This is a genomic window from Desulfosporosinus hippei DSM 8344 (assembly GCF_900100785.1).
GTDB classification, from domain to species: domain Bacteria; phylum Bacillota; class Desulfitobacteriia; order Desulfitobacteriales; family Desulfitobacteriaceae; genus Desulfosporosinus; species Desulfosporosinus hippei.
Genome location: NZ_FNCP01000002.1, coordinates 1 through 19,747 on the forward strand (window position 1 = coordinate 1; position 19,747 = coordinate 19,747).

At 38.5% G+C, this 19,747-nt stretch carries 15 protein-coding genes and 1 riboswitch; of the genes, 11 read left to right on the forward strand and 4 right to left on the reverse strand.

The window, feature by feature from the left end:
- Window positions 1-366 precede the first annotated feature (366 nt).
- Complete coding sequence (locus tag BLS16_RS01890) at window positions 367-1,146, reverse strand: TetR/AcrR family transcriptional regulator (RefSeq protein WP_143015490.1); 780 nt, start codon at window positions 1,144-1,146, stop codon at window positions 367-369.
- A 341-nt stretch (window positions 1,147-1,487) separates the two neighbouring features.
- Window positions 1,488-1,571, forward strand: a riboswitch (cyclic di-GMP riboswitch).
- Between the two features lie 75 nt (window positions 1,572-1,646).
- Here BLS16_RS01890 and BLS16_RS01895 point away from each other — a divergent pair.
- From BLS16_RS01895 to BLS16_RS01905, 3 genes are all read left to right on the forward strand, one after another.
- Entirely contained in the window at window positions 1,647-2,006 is a 360-nt protein-coding gene (locus BLS16_RS01895) for a response regulator (protein ID WP_092329172.1), read from the forward strand.
- Window positions 2,007-2,275: 269 nt separating this feature from the next.
- Window positions 2,276-2,962: a response regulator transcription factor gene (locus BLS16_RS01900; protein WP_092329174.1), complete on the forward strand. Its 687-nt coding sequence runs from the start codon at window positions 2,276-2,278 to the stop codon at window positions 2,960-2,962.
- A complete protein-coding gene (locus BLS16_RS01905) occupies window positions 2,937-5,009 on the forward strand; it encodes a sensor histidine kinase (protein ID WP_092329177.1) in 2,073 nt (690 codons plus the stop codon). Before BLS16_RS01900 ends, BLS16_RS01905 begins: the two co-directional genes overlap by 26 nt.
- 147 nt (window positions 5,010-5,156) lie before the next feature.
- On the opposite strand, the gene BLS16_RS01910 is transcribed toward BLS16_RS01905, so the two are convergent.
- Window positions 5,157-5,525 (reverse strand): MerR family transcriptional regulator, encoded by a 369-nt coding sequence (locus tag BLS16_RS01910; RefSeq protein WP_092329179.1) that lies wholly within the window; start codon window positions 5,523-5,525, stop codon window positions 5,157-5,159.
- Window positions 5,526-5,703: 178 nt separating this feature from the next.
- Between BLS16_RS01910 and BLS16_RS01915 the strand changes: the two genes are divergently transcribed.
- On the forward strand, window positions 5,704-6,900 hold the full coding sequence (locus BLS16_RS01915; RefSeq protein WP_092329182.1) for an MFS transporter: 1,197 nt from the start codon (window positions 5,704-5,706) through the stop codon (window positions 6,898-6,900).
- Between the two features lie 185 nt (window positions 6,901-7,085).
- Here BLS16_RS01915 and BLS16_RS01920 read toward each other — a convergent pair whose 3' ends face one another.
- On the reverse strand, window positions 7,086-8,192 hold the full coding sequence (locus BLS16_RS01920; RefSeq protein WP_092329891.1) for a DUF362 domain-containing protein: 1,107 nt from the start codon (window positions 8,190-8,192) through the stop codon (window positions 7,086-7,088).
- A 432-nt stretch (window positions 8,193-8,624) separates the two neighbouring features.
- Between BLS16_RS01920 and BLS16_RS01925 the strand changes: the two genes are divergently transcribed.
- The 6 genes from BLS16_RS01925 to BLS16_RS01945 all read left to right on the forward strand — a co-directional run bounded on the left by BLS16_RS01925 (window position 8,625) and on the right by BLS16_RS01945 (window position 17,509).
- The gene (locus BLS16_RS01925; RefSeq protein ID WP_092329184.1) at window positions 8,625-11,399 is read left to right on the forward strand and encodes a response regulator; all 2,775 of its coding nucleotides are present in this window, start codon (window positions 8,625-8,627) and stop codon (window positions 11,397-11,399) included.
- Between the two features lie 32 nt (window positions 11,400-11,431).
- On the forward strand, window positions 11,432-12,271 hold the full coding sequence (locus tag BLS16_RS01930; protein WP_092329187.1) for a CheR family methyltransferase: 840 nt from the start codon (window positions 11,432-11,434) through the stop codon (window positions 12,269-12,271).
- Between the two features lie 72 nt (window positions 12,272-12,343).
- On the forward strand, window positions 12,344-14,311 hold the full coding sequence (locus BLS16_RS01935; RefSeq protein ID WP_092329190.1) for a PAS domain S-box protein: 1,968 nt from the start codon (window positions 12,344-12,346) through the stop codon (window positions 14,309-14,311).
- Between the two features lie 161 nt (window positions 14,312-14,472).
- Window positions 14,473-14,742: an FAD-dependent oxidoreductase gene (locus BLS16_RS24140; RefSeq protein WP_242876157.1), complete on the forward strand. Its 270-nt coding sequence runs from the start codon at window positions 14,473-14,475 to the stop codon at window positions 14,740-14,742.
- Complete coding sequence (locus BLS16_RS24145) at window positions 14,684-15,115, forward strand: FAD-binding oxidoreductase/lyase (RefSeq protein ID WP_242876158.1); 432 nt, start codon at window positions 14,684-14,686, stop codon at window positions 15,113-15,115. The genes BLS16_RS24140 and BLS16_RS24145 overlap by 59 nt, the downstream gene beginning before the upstream one ends.
- Window positions 15,116-15,502: 387 nt before the next feature.
- Window positions 15,503-17,509 (forward strand): methyl-accepting chemotaxis protein, encoded by a 2,007-nt coding sequence (locus BLS16_RS01945; protein WP_092329192.1) that lies wholly within the window; start codon window positions 15,503-15,505, stop codon window positions 17,507-17,509.
- Window positions 17,510-17,665: 156 nt separating this feature from the next.
- Here the strand turns inward: BLS16_RS01945 and BLS16_RS01950 are convergent, their stop codons facing one another.
- On the reverse strand, window positions 17,666-18,619 hold the full coding sequence (locus BLS16_RS01950; RefSeq protein WP_092329195.1) for a helix-turn-helix transcriptional regulator: 954 nt from the start codon (window positions 18,617-18,619) through the stop codon (window positions 17,666-17,668).
- 223 nt (window positions 18,620-18,842) lie between these two features.
- On the opposite strand from BLS16_RS01950, the gene modA reads away from it, so the two are divergent.
- A complete protein-coding gene (modA, locus tag BLS16_RS01955) occupies window positions 18,843-19,655 on the forward strand; it encodes a molybdate ABC transporter substrate-binding protein (RefSeq protein ID WP_092329198.1) in 813 nt (270 codons plus the stop codon).
- Window positions 19,656-19,747: the final 92 nt, after the last annotated feature.

Genomic DNA, 19,747 nt, shown 5'->3' on the forward strand with positions numbered 1-19,747 from the left:
TTTAGTTGTTCCCGGTATGCGAGTATCTTCTCTGAACTGGACGACTCGGGCTTTGCCCGAGCCTGTAATAGCAACGTACATCGAGCCCTCCGAATTAAAGAAATTGTATAAATCCATTATACCATGAGTCGAGCAAAAAAGGAATGAAATAACAGGATATAACAGGACAAAATAATTTAACAATTTTAAGGGTAAAAATACCCCGAAATCCGCTATATTAAGCGATTCTCAGGGTTCAAATTCCTCTATTTTGTTAAGAAACTCCTAAAGTCAGGAGATATCTATAGTATGTAACCTGCATTAAAAATACCAAAAAGTCATTGCAACTTCTTAATAAGTAGGCAATGACTTTTGACTTTGCCTCCATTATGTCTTTTCTATTAATATTGTATTAAATAGAAGGTCAAGCACACTATTTTTTATCTGTACCTTTATATCAAGGGATGGGTCTATTTTACTAAAAAAGTCGAGCCCGTTTAATGTTGCCAATACAACGATTGCAACACCTTTGACATCTAGGTCACTGCGGAAAATACCGCTTTTAATACCAGCTTTGAGAACGATTATAAAACGTTCAACGAAAAAATGATGGATGTCTTTTGAACATTGATCTATCTTTTTATTGTATTGTAGTTGATTATATGCTTCTGAAAACAAAGAATTTGGATAAGGGTTGCTTATATAATTACAAAAACCAGTAATATAAACTTTCAAGGTTTCCACTGGATTTTCAACATTTAATAAAATTCTTCCTGCCTCTCGCTTAATCATTTCGGTTTCATGTTCAATACAATATTCGAGGAGTTCCTCTTTAGATTTAAAATATTTATACAGTGTTGTTCGCTGAAGTCCTGCAGCCTTTGCTATCTCATCCATATCAATTCTGGTGTAACCTTTTTTAGCGAATCTTTCTCGGGCCTTCTCAATAATTACTTCCCTCTCATCAATGATTGGTACCCTACAGCCTTCTTGTTTTAGTTCATCAATTAAAATACTTTTAGAAGAAAATATTTCATAAAAAGTTCTTTTACTAATATTACATTTTTTTGCTAGATTTAAGACCGTAAGCTTATCTATCCCCTCAGTTGCGATAATTATTTTGGCACATTCAAGTATTCTTTTCCTAGACAATTCTTTTTTATCCAATCGCTTAACTCCCTCAATATATATGGCCTTCTGGTAATTCCTTAAAATTCCAGACAAAGTGTATTCATTATGAATTATAATCAAAAACGGAGAATTGGGCAAATACCGAAAAACACCAATTTTTATAAGAGTAAATGAATTGCTGTTTCCAATACTCAAGGTAATGGAAGTAATTCACCATATTGACAGGTATAAATAAAGGTAATATACTAAACAATGTGTTGAAATAAGTACCACAGAATCCTTTTTTAGAATAATAATCTATATTAAATTCAAGGCAGATCGCTCAGCGATTGAATATAAAGTAAGTTCAGCTTTGTTTACGTCAAAATTTCACAAACGCTTGATAAAGGCAAACTTAGCGAAAGCTAAGGACGCAAAGCCACGGGTCTTCTACTAAAAGTAATGATCGCCGGGCTACCAAGGGGAACTTTTAAGCCAACCCGTTGAGGATGGCTTTTTTATTTGAGCTATTCGTCGGAAGAGAGGAAAGATAAATTATGCGAATTCTTGTTGTGGATGATTCCTTATTTATGCGCAATATAGTTCGTTCGGTATTGGAAAGAGCAGGACATCAAGTTATTGGAGAGGCTACAAATGGCCAAGAGGCAATCTATAAATACATGGACTTAAATCCTGAACTGGTAATCATGGATATCACTATGCCGATATTAAACGGCATAGAATCATTAAAAGAGATTCTCCGTTATAATTCCACAGCAAAAGTATTGATGTGTTCTGCAATGGGTCAAACAACTATGATTAAAGAAAGTATCGAGTCGGGGGCAAAAGGCTTTATCACAAAGCCTTTTGATGCGGAATTAATATTAAGAGAAATTGAAAGTATATCTTATAAATAGTAGAAGGGCGAATCTGCCAAAGAATGCTAGTCGTTTTGAGAAACTCACAATCCCATCAGGGATGTGAGTTTTTTCTTGGAAAAAAATCAACCGGGTATGAAATAAATAGAAAAAGAGTTTTTTGGAACTTTATTAGTGTTTAGGTATTTTTTAAGAAGTTCTTAAGAAATAGATTAGGATTTTCGTAAGATTTAGTTGATATCATTATCTAAAGTAAATAATAAGGGTGTGATATGATTGTATAGATTTATATGTAGGAGTGATACATCTTGAATATCCTAGTTTGTGACGATGATAAAGAAATATCGGATGCTATAAAAATTTATTTAGAAAATGAAGGATATAAAATATTTAAAGCGACTAATGGCCTAGAAGCATTGGAAGTCATAGAGGAAATTGAAGTACATCTGGTAATTATGGATATTATGATGCCCCGAATGGATGGTCTAAGAGCAACAATGAAGATCAGAGAAGATAAGAATATACCGGTGATAATGCTCTCAGCAAAATCTGAGGATACTGACAAGATAATTGGGTTAAATATGGGAGCCGATGATTATATCACTAAGCCATTTAACCCTTTAGAATTAATTGCCAGGGTGAAGTCACAACTTAGACGATATACAACTCTAGGGAGTCTGGAAACCAAAACTAATGTCTATAAAACAGGTGGACTTGTAATAGATGATGAGTTGAAGACTGTAACAGTTGATGGTGATGAAGTAAAATTAACTCCCGTTCAGTACAAAATGCTAAAGCTGTTGACTGCTAATGCTGGAAGAGTGTTTTCCATTGATGAAATATATGAAAAGGTATGGAAAGAAACGGCCTTTTGTCCGGAAAATACTGTGGCAGTTCATATCAGAAAAATTAGAGAAAAGATTGAAATAAATCCTAAAGAACCTAAATACTTAAAGGTGGTGTGGGGAATTGGATATAAAGTGGAGAAACTATAGTCATTCAGTGGTAGCTAAGGCTGTGGCTTTTATAATCGTGATCCTCTGTTTGACTAGTTCTCTAACAATATTTGCAAATATTGTTATTCTGCATAATGAAGATTTTGATATTGTTTTTGAAGAAAGTTATTATCAAGGTAAGGATTACTTGAGCAACTGCTCAGGAGTCATTGAAAATATCAAGAAGGTGCAAAAATATAAGAGCAAAGAGAACATTTTAAATGGTGGGACTTTGACTGAAAATGTCATAGCAGAGCAAGAAGATAGATTATTTTGGGAGTTTCAATATAACTCAAAAAGCTATAATCCTAATTTAACGTCTGAGGAGAATCGTAAGACATTCAGGGAAGTTTATGCTGATGAACTATTGCAAGCGAAGAATAGTCAAATCAAGCAAGATCTCAATGACTTTAATATGGCCCTGCAAAGATTAGCAGGATACCAAGGCCTTGTTTATTATGCTAAGAATGGTGAAACGGAATTCTCTAACAGCACAGATAAAACCAAAGAATCCTTCAAAGCTTTTCCAGCCTATATGATATTTGAGGGCTATGAAAATGAAGTATTTCCTCAAGAAGTTAACCAAAATACTCGGTATTACTGGCTTTCATCAAGTACAAATAATATAGAGCAACAAGATGCTATTTATATCGCTTTTACTCAGGATTATTTGAATCCCAGAATTGTCGAATGGCAAGACAATAAGTTGTTGATAACAGATAGCCTCTATCAAATCGCTGCCCTGCTAATAGTATTATTTGTAGCTTTCATATATCTAATAGTTGTAATAGGAAGGAAACCCTATGACGATCAGGTGCATCTGAATTTCTTCAGCAGAATCTTTAATGATTTCAACTTAGTTATGTGCATTTTGCTGGTCGCTATATGGGCACTGGTCATCTCTGAATCAGAGCAGTTTAAAAGCCTTAACCTTATATTTCTAATAACTTTATTTACTGCAAGCTTAGGTCTATTATTGCTTCTTTCTTTAGTAACTCATTTTAAAAACCGGACGCTTATCAAGAACACTTTAATCTATAAAATATTTCATAAACTATTTACCTTCTTCAGAGATATCTATAATAGTGGAAGTGCAGGTGTAAAGGTTGTCTTAATCGTTATAGGCTATCCAATAATCGTAGCCATAACATTTTTTATGTTTCCGATAACTCTTGGGGCAGCAGCCTGGATAGCGCATAAAAAAGTTAAGGAATTTAACGCTATAAAACAAGGCGTGAAAAGGGTAAAAGACGGAGATCTCCACTTCAGCATAAACGCTAACGGAAATGGAGAGTTTGCTAAGCTTGCGGCAGATATTAACAGTATCGCCGACGGGCTATCTAAAGCGGTTGAAAACGAGATCAAAAGTGAACGGTTAAAAACAGAATTAATCACTAATGTCTCCCATGACATTCGAACCCCCTTAACTTCAATCATTACCTATGTTGACTTATTAAAACACGAAAAGGATCAATCAAAGGTAGATAATTATTTAGAAATAATCGATCAGAAGTCACAAAGGTTAAAAGTACTAACAGAGGATTTGTTTGAAGCGGCTAAAGCATCAAGTGGGAATATTCAGGTTAACTTCGAAGAAATTGATCTTATGTCTTTAATAACCCAAGGGTTAGGCGAGCTTGATGACAAAATCCAAGAGAGTGAGTTAGAATTCAAAATCAGTCATCCAAAGGAAAGACTGGTCGTTAAAGCCGACGGGAAGCTATTGTGGCGAGCTATTGAAAATTTGTTATCAAATATATTTAAATACGCCCTGCAAGGGTCAAGAGTCTATATCGATGTTACCAATGTAGGAACTGTAGCAACACTAACTATTAAAAATATATCGGCCTATGAACTAAATATCTCTTCTGACGAGCTTATGGAGCGATTTAAAAGAGGGGATGAATCTAGGAGCAGTCAAGGCAGCGGGTTGGGATTATCAATTGCTAAGAGTTTGCTGGAAATTCAAAGAGGAGGTTTTAATATTGAGATAGATGGGGATTTATTTAAAGCAATAATTCAAATGCCCCTTGTACAAAGGAATTAAATTATTAAATCGACAATATAAAAGTAGAGGGCAGCAAACTTCAGTTTGCTGCCCTCTACTCTATAAGGGTTATATGCAATAATTATAAAATACTCTGATTTAGCAGAAAGGAATCTAAATAATATATCTAGTGTTCAAGTAGATTACTTAGGTGGGTATATTACAGCCGGTGTCATACATTTTAAGTTTAAAATCGATAATTTTGAGGTTTTCTCTTAAATCAGCCATGTGCTTTAGAACCTCTTTGCGGTGATCGAGAAACAATTGCCGACGAATTTCTAAAGTCTCATCACCTTGCAGACACCATTCGATATATTGCTTAATTTGTTTTATAGGCATTCCGGTATTTTTCAAACAGCAAATGAGCTTTAACCACTCTAGGTCACTATCAGAAAACTCTCTGATTCCAGATTTGCTGCGATCAACAAAAGGAAGCAGACCCTCTTTGTCATAATAACGTATTGTATGTGCAGTTAGGTCGAATTTCTCAGCGACTTGACTGATGGTGTAACTCATAGTAATTCTCCTCTAAGGTTCCTTAATAACAAAAAAATTTAGCTTAGAGCTAAACTTCAAGTTTTTTTTCAGTATAAACTACTTAATATTGAATTACAATCAGTTTAGTAATACAGTGATAGAAGCCGAGTCAATAAACTAAAATTGAATGCTTTTATGAAGGGGCCAGGAGATTGATTTGAAGAATATCGATGCTGGACAAAATCATTTTGAATTAAGTAATTCTTTGGTGTTAATAATGGCTATAGCCAGTGGTATAACTGTGTCTAATTTATATTATAGTCAGCCGTTACTTGTAGAAATTGCGGAAAGCTTTCATGTAACTCAGGTTAGTGTTGGTTTTGTGGCTATGCTCACTCAGATCGGATATGCCCTAGGTATGCTGAGTATTTTGCCTTTAGCGGATATTAAGGAAAAAAGGTTTTTGATTGTTTCTATGCTGCTGTGTTCTGCTTGTGCATTGTTAGCTATGTATTTTTCTTTTAATATAACTGTGATTTCCATTGCATCCTTTGCTGTTGGCTTTACGTCTGTGGTTCCTCAGCTAATTGTTCCCTTTGCTGCACAGTTAGCCAATCCCCAAGAGAGAGGGAAGATCATCGGATCTGTTATGAGCGGCCTATTTATTGGTATATTGGTATCGCGTACTTTCAGTGGCCTTATAGGTGAATATTGGGGATGGAGAATTGTCTACTTAATTGCAGCAGCCTTAATGATTATTCTGGCTATTTTCTTAAGCAGAATGCTGCCTTTATGTCCCCCTACTTCAAGTATGAAATATCAAGAATTGTTCAAATCTATGGTGAATCTGACCAAAAGTCTTCCGGTATTAAGGGAGGCATCTTTGAATGGAGCGCTGATGTTCGCCTCCTTCAGTGCCTTTTGGACATCATTAGTCTTCTTGCTTGAGAGTTCACACTATAATATGGGAGCTGATGCTGCCGGTCTCTTTGGATTAGTCGGTGTGACCGGCGCAATGGCTGCTCCGATCGTTGGCAGGATAGCAGACAAACGAAGCCCAAAATTTACAGTGGTAATCGGCATGATCTCAGTAACAATAGCTTATATTTGTTTTATTACTTTAGGGTTTAAATTATGGGGATTGATTATTGGAGTGGTATTTCTTGATTTAGGAGTTCAGTCTTGTCAGATTTCCAATCAGGCTAGAGTGCATTCTCTTAACGATGAAGCACGTAACAGACTAAATACAGTTTACATGGTCTCATACTTTAGCGGAGGTGCCCTGGGATCCTATCTGGGATCATACAGCTATGCCCATTTTGGGTGGTATGGAGTTTGCAGTTTGGGACTACTAACTCAACTAATAGCCTTTATAGCTCTCAAGACCTATAAAGCAAAGCCACATATATTCTAAATGCAATACCCCCGATACTTAGTTAGTTCGTTAATCTTTCAAAGTGTTTTGTTTTAGCAACAGAAACAACACTAGAAATCATAATATTTGAAACAGTTAGAGAGTTTACGGAAATCCCCAATGGTCATAAAGGAGGCTCAGCGGAAAAAAGTGTACCGCTGAGCCTTCTACCGGTTTTATTCCTTTTAAATTGTAATTAACTCATAGTCTTTAGTGCCTAGCCCCATTTCAACGGCATAGTCAATTGCCACTTTCCAGTCGGTGGTTGGGCTGACAGCGGTAAAATGATCATTATGTCCTGGGGAGGTTTTATCTAATATGCTGCCGGCCATAACGGGCTGAGAGTTTACAGCATCTGCACAAGCGGCATCGAGGGCTACCGGGTCGAAGGAGGCAAACATACCTACATTTGGAACAATCGGGACATCGTTCTCAGAATGACAGTCGCAGAAAGGGGATACATCAATTACTAAACTGATGTGGAAGTGGGGACGCCCCTTCAGTACAGCCCAGGTGTATTCAGCAATCTTTTTATTCAATATTTCATTGGACTCTCCCCAATCAGCTTGAACAGCATCCGTTGGACATACACCAATACAGCGTCCGCAGCCGACACAATTTAGATGATTTATGTTAGCTTTGTGTTCTGTCACGGTTATGGCATTATGAGCGCAGATTTTTGTACATACACCGCAGCCGACGCATTTCTTCTGAAAAACTTGGGGTTTTCCGCTGCTGTGCATTTCCATTTTGCCGGCGCGGGAACCGCAACCCATCCCAATATTTTTTAAGGCACCGCCAAAACCGGTTAGTTCATGTCCCTTGAAATGGTTCAGAGAAATGAATACATCGGCATCCATAATAGCTTGCCCAATCTTTGCTTCTTTCACATAGTTACCGCCTTCAACGGGAATCAAAGCCTCGTCGGTACCTTTCAAGCCATCGGCAATCAGTACATGACAACCTGTAGAAAAAGGAGAAAAGCCATTGAGGTAAGCTGAATCCAGATGGTCAAGAGCATTCTTTCTGCCACCCACATATAAGGTGTTACAATCAGTCAGAAAGGGTTTTCCGCCGAGTTCCTTCACAATATCCACCACAGTCTTGGCAAAATTTGGTCTTAGATAGGATAAGTTTCCCGGTTCTCCAAAATGAATTTTGATTGCGGCGTATTTTTTCTCAAAATCAATTTGATTCATTCCTGCAGTTTTGATCAGCCGGCTTAACTTCTGCTGCAAATTTTCTTTCATGGTCACGTGCATATCCGTAAAATACACCTTTGATTTTTCCAACATAATAACCTCCAAGAAATTTGATTCGTTAAGTGTACCTAAAGGATTAATCATTGAATTAGATTAATGGGATAATCATATGTCATCCTTATTTTAGCATAAACCTTTGAGCATACTTTAAGTCAAGCAGAAATTTTCTTAAAAATAAACCTGAAAATTATACCATTCAATGATATTATTCTTAGAGTTAATGAGTGATTCTCTCATTTGAGAGAGTAAAGATTAGAATTTTAAATATATTTAGTAAGAGCAAGAGATCTCGCGTTGAAGGTGAGGGGCTTCTTGCTCTTTTCTCTACGTATCAATCCAAAATATAACAATTACCGACAGATTTACCGAAGGAGATTGAACGATAAATGTTGAATCACTACACTAAAGTAAAGAAGTAGGCAGCATTGGATTTTTTTATTCTTGCAGGAAGGAATCAGAGCAATGAAACTTAAATCAAAGCTATCTCTGGGTTTTGCTTCGGTATTATTAATCGTTGCTGTTTTTTTTGGGATATCTATTTACTCTATTGCCCAAGTAAATAATAGAATTGAAAAAAACCAGCAAGATCGATATCAGAAAATTAAGTATTGCAAGACTATTGAGGACGAGCTGAACAATATCAGTAGGTACTTAAGAGACCTGGCTTTTCTCGATGTCGATTATAATTATTATCAAAAAATCGAATCAATTCATACTTCGAGAAAAGAGATCGAAATTGCCCTGAATTTGCTGGAGGACACAGCCATCCGTGACGAAACAAAAAATCTACTTCGCCAGATAAAAGCCGAAAACCTTGTCTACATTGAGCTGCAGGAGAAAATCATAGCATTGGCCACTTCCGGTCAGGAAGAGAAGTATGAGCAGGCTATCAATGATGGAGCCTTTGAGCGGGGGCAAATTTTCAAGTACGTTGAAGAGTTAGATAGACTTGAAGATAAATCCATGAATGAATTATTGCAATCATCCTCAGGTGTCTATAACTATGCCTTAATATCCTTTTTTATATCACTACTACTTACAATACTAGTCGGAACAGGAATAACTGTCTGGATTACACGCAAGGTTACTAGAGACATACGTTATATCACTGACATTATGAATCGCTTTCCTTCGATACGTGATCATGTCAATTTACCACGAATTGATATTCGTTCAAATGACGAGGTTGGCGAAATTGCAGCGTCCTTTAATGAAATGGCTGGTTTTTTAGAAGAACATGCTAGGCAGGAAAAAGAATTTATCTCTAAAATACAGGATCGTGATTGGCTGAAAACAGAAGTCCTAGAAATTACGACTTTATGTCAAGGGCTTCAGGATATGAAAACATTGGCCAATCTCATCATTACAAAGGTTACTCCCATGATCCAAGGAAGTTATGGAGTTTTTTATGTCCTGGAACGTCAAGGGGATAAGGAGTTCTTAAAGAAACAAGCGGTTTATGCAGAAAGTTCCCATGACCCTGCAAGAGAGATCATTCCTATCGGGGAAGGATTAGCTGGTCAGAGTGCGCTAGAGAATAGAACGATTATTCTGGACAAAGTACCAGAGGATTATATAAAGATTTCCTCCGGATTAGGGGAAACCTTCCCCAAAATGATTATCATACTTCCTTTAACGTTTAAAGAGCAGGTTCTGGCTGTTATAGAGTTGGCCTCCCATCAGTCGTATACAGCTATACAGTTAGAGTTACTGGAATTTATTTCGAAATACATCGGAACGACTATAAACCGTGTCCAAAATAGGATGGAGATAGAGAGACTGCTGGGGGAATCACAGGTTTTGACGGAAGAACTCCAGTCCCAATCTGAGGAACTTCAATTGCAGCAGGAGGAACTAAAAACCTTTAATGAGAATTTGGAGGAACAGTATAGTGAGTCTGAAAAAAGAGCGACAGAATTAGAGGCCTTAAAGGAAGCCTTTGAAGAAAAAGCACGGCAGCTTGAAGAAAGCTCGAACTATAAGTCGGAGTTTTTATCCAATATCTCACATGAGCTAAGAACACCTTTGAATAGTTTGCTCATTCTTTCCCAAATGCTGATTGAAAATAAGGAAGGAAACTTGACTTCAAATCAGATTGAATACGCTAAAACAATTTTTTCTTCCGGAAATGAACTCTTGATCTTAATTAATGATATTTTAGATCTATCGAAAATAGAGTCCGGGAAAATAACCCTTCATCCTGAAGTGGTAAAATTAGCCGATATGCTGGACCATGTCAGACAGTATTTTCTTCCAATGGCTAGTCAAAAGGACCTCGAGTTTATCGTAGAGATGGATAAGAACCTGCCAATGACTATCTGTATTGATGAACATAAGCTGTTGCAGATTCTCAAGAATTTATTATCTAATGCCTTTAAATTTACGGACAAGGGAAGGGTCTCCTTACGGATCAGTAATGCAGCAGAACATGTAGTTATGAATAATGGAATAGGCAAAGATGTAGAGTGGGTATTGGCATTTTCCGTTATAGACACTGGTATTGGTATGCCAAAGAGCAAGCATGAGATTGTCTTTGAGGCCTTTCAACAGGCTAATGGGTCAACTGCCAGGAAGTACGGCGGTACGGGCCTGGGGCTTACTATTAGCCGGAAGCTTGCCGGAATATTAGGAGGATTTATCGATATCGACAGTGTTGAAGGTCAAGGAAGTACATTTACCCTCTATTTGCCGGGCCATCCTGCTCAAAGAGAGGTTTTCATTAAACCATTCTCTGAAGTGGCGGCTACAAGATTTGTCGATTCTGATGATTCTTCTGCTCCCGGAGTTAAAAGGGTTGAAGATAATTCTGATAGTATCTATCAAGCCGATGATGCTCAACAAATTGAGAATAGAAATGTGAGCTTAGAAGGCAAGAAAATTTTGGTAGTAGATGATGACATGAGAAATGTCTTTGCCCTTACCACGGCACTTGAAAATCATAAGATTAAGGCAGTATTTGCCGAGAATGGCAGAGAGGCTATCGAAGTTTTATATGAGAATCCGGATACGGACTTACTACTAATGGACATCATGATGCCGGAAATGGATGGATATGAAGCTATCCAACGTATTCGGCAAATTCCTGAATATGCAAACTTACCGATTATTGCCTTGACGGCTAAGGCTATGAAAAATGACCGTGAAAAGTGTATTGATGCGGGGGCCTCCGATTATATTAGCAAACCGGTGAATTTGGAGCAGTTATTCACCTTAATAAAGATCTGGTTATATAGATAGGGTTGGGTTAAGGGGGGGCAAAGAGTGAGACTATGGCTGATTTAGGCAATCAGGAGGAGGAAATAGAGAAAATTGAAATTGAACTTCTATTAGAAGGAATATACCGTTTCTATGGTTTTGATTTCAGAAATTATGTTTCTGCTTCAATAAGGCGCAGAATCTGGAATCGTATCCGGGCTGAACGTTTGAAAAATGTTTCCAGCCTACAGGAAAAAGTTCTCCATGATCCAGGTGCTATGGCTCGGCTCATTGCAGATTTTTCTATCCATGTCTCTGAGATGTTTAGAGATCCCTTTTTCTTTAAGACGTTTAGAGAGGAAGTAATTCCAAGTCTTAAAGACATACCGTTTATTAGAATTTGGCATGCCGGTTGTTCCTCCGGAGAAGAGGTTTACTCTATGGCCATGATCTTATATGAAGAAGGTTTATACCATAAGACGAAAATTTATGCGACAGATATGAATGAAGAATTATTAGAAAAGGCGAGAAAAGGTGTATACCCATTAAACAAAATGCCTCGTTACGAAGATAATTATCTTGCCGCAGGGGGAAAACAAGATTTTTCGGTGTTCTTTAATGTATGTCATGATAAAGCTTGTTTTCATAGATTTCTTACCCATAATGTAGTATTTGCCCAACACAATTTGGCGACAGATCATTCCTTTAATGAGTTTCATGTCATAATTTGCAGAAATGTAATGATTTACTTCGATAAGATTCTACAAAACCGAGTACATCAGCTGTTCTATGAGAGTTTGTGTATGAGAGGATTCTTAGGGTTAGGTGGCAAGGAGGATATAGCCTTTAATGATTATTCTCAATACTATGAAGCCCTTAGTACTCGGCAGAAGCTGTATTGTAAGGTGAAGTGACTACCCAGTAATTGTGATATTCATTAAGAGAGAAAGACAAAGTATCTTAGGGTACCGAGGATGTTAAAAAGTATGAAGATCTTAATTGTAGATGACCGCCGTGATAATTTGCTGGCCTTGGAAGCTGTACTTGAATCACCTGATTATCAGCTGGTTTTGGCTATGTCCGGAGAAGAAGCTTTAAAATGCTTACTGAAAGATGATTTTGCCGTAATTCTACTAGATGTTCAGATGCCGGGCATGGATGGATTTGAAACTGCTAAGCTCATCCGGGCGCGGAAAAAGAATGAGGAGACTCCTATAATTTTCATTACAGCAATCTATCAGTCTACAGAAAACATTACTAAAGGCTACTCCTTAGGGGCTATTGATTATTTGTTCAAACCATTCAATCCTGAAATGCTGAAATTCAAGATAGAAGGGTTTATTAAGATACACATGCATAAGAAAAAGATAAAGCATCAGAATGATTTGCTAAAGCAGCATGCCCTTGAACTAGAAATTATTAATAACAGCCTGGAACGCACGACTACGGATTTGCGCAGAGCAGAAGCTCTGGCTCGCATAATCGGAGAAACTTCAACAGATACTGTGATCACTATGGATACTATGGGCAGAATCATTAACACTAATCCAGCAATTAAAACTATGTTTGGGTATGAACATGGGGATTTACTGGGGGAAACTGTTGAAGTTCTTTTGCCGGATAACAACTTTTCGTTTCATAATTCCCTTAATGACTTTGTTCTTTGTCAAAGTAGTAAGGTGCTGAATGCCACGGCTAAACACAAAACCGGAAGGGTTTTTCCCGTAGAGATTCAAGTGGGAGTTGCCAGCATAGATGAGCAGGAGATTTCAGTATGGTCTGTTAGGGACATCTCCGAGCGGAAGCAGCTGGAGAAAGAGAGAATAGACCGTTATAGAACTCTTGAAAAATTAGTCTTGGAGAGAACGGGTGAACTGTTCCGTACGAACCAGAAGTTAAAGGAAGAAATATTTCAACGCAACAAAATAGCCGAGGAACTTAGGAAGACCAGTCTAAGGCTTAATAATATCCTGGAAAGCATAACGGATGTTTTCTTTACCCTAGACCACCATTGGAAGTTTATCTTTGTCAATGAAGAGGCGGAAAAATATTGGCTGAAGGGGCGGGATGAGTTAATTGGAAAAAATATTTGGGATCTCTTCCCGGAAGCACTTTTAGAGTATTATCCTTTATTTAGGAAAGCGAAATCAAAGAAAGAAGCTATACATTTTGAAATTAAAGGACTATATTCCGAGACACCTTACGAAGCTCATGTTTATCCTTCCGAAGAAGGGCTATCCATTTATTACCATAATATTATGGAGCGGAAAATGTTCGAAAAAGAAATGGCCCGTCTCGATCGTCTAAACCTTGTGGGACAAATGGCGGCTGGAATCGGTCATGAGGTGAGGAACCCTCTTACGACAATTCGCGGTTTTCTTCAGCTAATGGAGGGGAAAGATGAATTCACAAAGTCCAAGGGTTATATCAAGTTAATGATTGAGGAGCTTGATAGAGCTAATTCAATCATTTCAGAATTTCTAAGTTTGGCCAAGAATAAGACAGTCGATCTCCGGCCCTTAAACCTGAACACGCTTATAGAAAACTTATTTCCCTTATTACAGGCAGATGCCATGGTTAGTGACAAGAATATTGAAACAGAATTACTGGACATAGAAGTCTTATCTTTGGATGAGAAGGAAATTCGCCAGCTTATTTTGAACCTTGTCCGAAATGGGATGGAGGCCATGAGTCGCAATGGCACATTAACACTAAATACTTTCATGGATGGGGATAGGGTTGTTCTGGCAGTACAGGATGAAGGGTGTGGAATCAAGGATCAGGACATTGAGAAGCTTGGAACCCCGTTTTTCACGACTAAAGAGAGCGGAACGGGTTTAGGGTTGGCTACTTGTTACAGCATTTCTGCTCGGCATAATGCTCAAATAGATATTGAGACGGGGAATTCGGGAACAACCTTTTATGTGAAGTTTAAGACTAAGCGGAAATATTGAAAACACGAGAAGGGACAGGTTTCATAACTTTTTGAAACCTGTCCCTTCTCGTGTTTTCAAAGCTCTGCTTCTATAAATGGATAAGCCGCTTATACATGCTTATATAATAATTAAAGTCGGGTACATTAAGGGAAATGCTATCAAGGGGTTGAATACGTAAAATGAATCAACAAAGTAAAGCTAACTCCACCTTGCAGAATCCCCCAAAGTCTTTTTGGATTGCCTCTACTCTAATGACAGATTATCCGACTTTAAATGAAGATCTAAAAGTGGATGTCGCTATTATTGGCGGGGGAATGGTCGGTATTACGATAGCTTACTTACTTGCAGAAGAAGGGTTGAAGGTTGCCGTTTTAGAAGCGGGCGGATCGTATGGGTACGACGGCTCATACGACTGCAAAACTTATCTCTCAGCACGGGTTAATCTATGATCAGATAAAACATCAGATGGGTTTAGAAAAAGCAAAGCAATATGCAGATGCTAATGAAACTGCAATTAAATTTGTCGCCAAGTTAATCGAAGAGAAAAAGATTAAATGTGATTTTAGTTGGCGGTCAGCCTATGTATTTACCCAATCCAATAAATATATTCAGAAACTTCAAGATGAGCTGACTGTGGCGGAGGAATTAGGCATTAAAGCATCTTATCAAACAGAATTAGAGATACCAATCCTCATTCCCCGGGGTGCGAAGTACAGTGGAATGACGCTGAACACTCTTGGAATTGCCCTTGCCAGGGCTCAAGATTTACGATTGATGGAAATCTTAGAAGGGCCAGCGATGAAGGAACTTGAGACACTATAGCCCTTAAACCAGATTTACCCATATGAATAGAGTAAACATGATGGATATGGACATGTTCTTTATTAAAGTGAATGGAGAGCCTGTTCATTGGGTACGTAATAGTTTTGGCAGCCACTGGAAGCAATAATTTCAAAAAATATGCAATTTGTCCAATTTAATAATGACTTTTGCATATCTTTTAATGACTTAAGTCACTCCCTAAATGTTACAGACAGGACTAAGATTTGTATAAGAAATTTTCCTGTTTTTATCTAGTTCTCATGAGAAAAACTTATCAAGTTCAGCATAACCAAATATCAAGCCAAGGGAGGGTGTGACAAGTTAACAATTAAACAATCTACTCTAACAGAACATATCGAACAAATAATTTGATGGGGGGAAATAGTTATGAGAAGTATTAAGCTAAAAATGGTTGTTTATATTGGGGCTCTTTTGTTATTTGTTTGTGGGGGACTGGGGCTTATATCGGATATAGCTGCTTCAAAGGCTATTGCGGATCAGGTTGATCAAAACCTTCCATTATTAGCAAATGAAGGGGCAAAGGTTGTTTCAGCAAGAATGAACGCAGTGTTAGATAACCTTGAAACGGTTGCGAACATGGAGGAAATAAAAAACAACGTTAGCGTCCATTCAGAGGCTAAAACCAAGTTTTTTGAAGATGAAGCAAAAAGATTAGGACATAAACAGATGTTTACCCTTGGTCTAGATGGTTTGATACCATCTGGCCAAACTGGAAAAGATGTTAGTTTAAAAGATAGGGCATACTTCCAGAAAGCTATTGCTGGTGAACGAACAATATCTGAACCGATTGTCAACAAAGACGATGGATCTATGATTATTGTCTGTGCTGTTCCGATAAAAAAGGATGGAGCCATAGTTGGAGTTTTAGTTGCAATGAGGGAAGGTACTGAATTAATTAAAATCACTAATGACATTACTTATGGCAAATCCGGCAAAGCATTTATGATTGATGATAAGGGCATAAAGGTTGCCCATAGTAACGCTGATCTTGTTATGAATATGGATAATGATCTGGAAAACGTTAAGCAGGATCCTAAACTAGAATCTTTGGCAAATATCGAGAGAAAAATGATTGAAGGCAAGACCGGAGTTGGAGAGTACGATTATAACGGAATCGTAAAATATCTTGGCTATGTACCGGTTCCGGGTACAACTTGGTCCTTAGCGGTGGCTGCCCCTAAAGATGAGGTTATGGCAGGGGTACATACAATGGGCAGATCCGTTTTTATCGCGTCAGTAATTTTTTTACTGCTTAGCATAGGTGCAGCTTACTTTGTTGCGAGGCTAATCGCAAATCCGATTATGTCAGCTGCAGAACACCTAAAGATTATTTCCGCAGGAGACTTCACCCACTCCTCCCCTAAGGAACTTTTAGAGAGAAAGGATGAAATTGGTTTATTAAGCAAAGCAATTGACACTATGCAGAAGTCAGTAAAAGAGCTGGTTATAGGTGTAATCACTGAGTCCCGCAATGTAGAGAACACAGTCATAGCAACTGGTAAGGCAATCTCAGAGTTGACTTCTCAGATTGGAGAAGTCTCTGCTACGACTGAGGAACTGTCTGCGGGAATGGAAGAGACTGCTGCCTCAGGTGAGGAAATGAGTGCATCTGTTACAGAGATCGAGAGAGCGGTAGGCTCAATCGCCAGTAAAGCAGAAGCTGGAGCTGTCTCGGCGGGGGAGATAAGTAAAAGAGCAAGCGCCCTTAATCGAAACACCATTGCTTCCCAAAGCAGTGCTCAGACGATCTATTTAACCACCCAGGAAAAAATGGTCAAGGCTATTGAAGAATCCAAAGCTGTTGATCAGATTAATATACTTTCGGACTCAATATTACAGATCACTTCCCAAACGAATCTACTTGCCTTAAATGCAGCCATAGAGGCGGCAAGAGCCGGGGAAGCAGGCAGGGGTTTTGCGGTGGTAGCCGACGAGATAAGGAAGCTGGCAGAAAACTCTAAGGAAACGGTTAATGAAATACAGAATGTGACTAAGATTGTTGTTTCAGCGGTAGGTAATCTGTCTGAGAGCTCTGCCAGTATTTTGGAATTTATAGATAAAGAGGTTCGTAAAGAATTTGACAATATGCTTGAAATTAGTGAGCAATACAATGAGGATGCTAAGTTCGTTGATAACCTGGTAAATGACTTCAGTGCAACTGCGGAAGAATTAACCGCTTCGATGCAGGAGATGGCTAAGGTTATCGAGGAAATTGCCGTAGCTGCAAATCAAGGAGCTGAAGGAGCAACGGTAATTGCAGAGAAAAGTATAACGGTTATGGAAAATTCCAATGAGGTTATGAACCAGGCAGATTTATCAAAGCAGAGTTCTGATAATCTTATGAAGATAGTATCGAGCTTCAAGGTTGAATAATATATAAGCTATATTAAGGAGTAGTAAAAGAGTTGCTAAAGAACTCGATTACTACTCCTTGCCTGTAATTTTATGGCTTATGGTTGTCAAAGCTTTTCCGAGATTCTCGGCTTTCCCGGGTCGCAGGGAGGACTCTTAACATCGTAAAATTTTTGATTAGACTTCTGAGATGATCTCACCCATTTGAGATATGTCATACCCTCCAATTCCCTGTATTTCATTGCGAAATGCAGAGGATCTTAAGATGCTGATTAATGCCTGGAAATGTGGGCGTTCCACATCTTCCAAGCGCATTACTAAATCATAGCGTTCTTTATGAAGGGGGATAAAATCAAGATTCACAAATTGCATAGCAACCTTTTCAATCCCCAAACCAACGTCTGCTTCTCCGCGGGCAACTTTGCTGGCGACGGCCAAGTGGGTTAACTCTTCTTCTCCGTAGCCAAGAATGTCTTGGCGTTTAATTCCCGAGATCCTCAGTTGTTCATCTAACAATACTCTTGCTCCAGAGCCTCTTTCTCTATTTACATAACGAACTTCAGGTTTGACTAAGTCTCCCCAAGTGGTTATGTTTTTTGGATTTCCCTTAGCAACATAGAATCCTTCCATTCGATAGACTAAGTTAATGATACAGGTTTGGTGACCAGGCATTAGTCTTCGTACATACGGGGTGTTGTATTCGTTAGTATCGCTATCCCATAAATGGGCAGTGACAACGTTGGCCAACCCGCGATATAAGGCCATCAGCCCATCAATACTACCGATATAGCGGCGTAAGAAGGGAACCTGCGGAAATTGCTTCTCTAAATACCGGGTCAAAATGTCCAAAACAATATCTTGGCCGCAGATAACTAAGCTTTCGTCACTGGTTAAACGATGGCGCTGAACTAATTGCTCGTTAATAGCTGAGGGGTCTAGAGGAGTGGTAGATGTGCTTAAGCCCTTAGATTTTTGCTTATAAGCCTCAAGATCAGCACCCTCTACACGGACTTTACGACCAATGCGATAAGCAGTAAGCTCACCTCTTTTGATCAGCTCATATACTGTAAATTTCGAAATCTTTAAGATCTTGGCAATTTCTTCGGGCGTATAGGAAATATCAGTGGACATAGCTAAGCTCCTGTCTCTTATAAGTATGCAAATGTACTGTATACTTTGCTGAATGTACTTGCTAATGTATTATAACACATAGTATAATGTCAGTGTAATTCAGTCTTGTTGGGTTTTGTTTGCTTATGAATGGTTTATTGAAGTTAATCTTAACCAACATTAGCTAATACAACCTAACATGAATGAAGTAGCGTAGAAAGAAGTGCTTGAGGAGGAGTGGAAAGTGAAAAAAGTATCATGGTTATTAGTATTAAGTTTTAGTTTGTTGATCATCTTATCTAGTGTAGGTTGTAATGCGAATAATGCCGCCCAATCGCCAGAAAAAACTACTCAGGTAGAACCTGTAGAAATCATGGTGTCGGCTGCGGCAAGTCTGCAAAATTCGCTAACTGAACTGCAAAAGGACTATGCTCAGAAAAAACCCGAAGTGAAGCTTACCTTTAACTTTGGAAGTTCAGGAACTCTCCAACAACAAATTGAGCAGGGTGCGCCGGCTGATCTTTTTATTTCTGCTGGGAAATCTCAAATGGATGCTTTGGGGCAAAAAGATTTGCTGGTTAAAGAAAGCAGAATCGATTTACTGGGGAATGACTTAGTTCTTGTTACGGGAAAGGAAGACAAGAAGGTAACCTCTCTAGAAGATCTGGCTAAAGCGGATGTAGGAAAAATTAGTATCGGCACTCCTGAATCTGTGCCTGCCGGAAAATATGCGCAGGAAGCTTTGACAAGCCTCAAGCTTTGGGATCAATTAACTCCTAAGTTTGTCTTGGCTAAGGATGTAACCCAAGTCTTAAACTATGTAGAAACAGGTAATGTGGACGCGGGCTTGGTATACCAATCCGATGCTCAGGGGTCAGATAAAGTGAAAGTCGTTATGGCTCTTCCAGAGAGCAGCCACAAGCCCATTGTATACCCCGCGGCGATTATCTCAGCTACCAAAAATCAACAAGCTGCAGAAGACTTTTTAAATTACTTACAGAGTTCGGATGCTCAGAAAGTCTTTACCCAATACGGATTTAAGTCGATAGCAAAGTAAAGTTGTTCAGTGAAGCTGAACATTGAGGCTTCTGGTATGATACCCTCCAGTGATCCGCAGTACTGGTTAAAGTGCTTGGCGCAGAAGGAGGG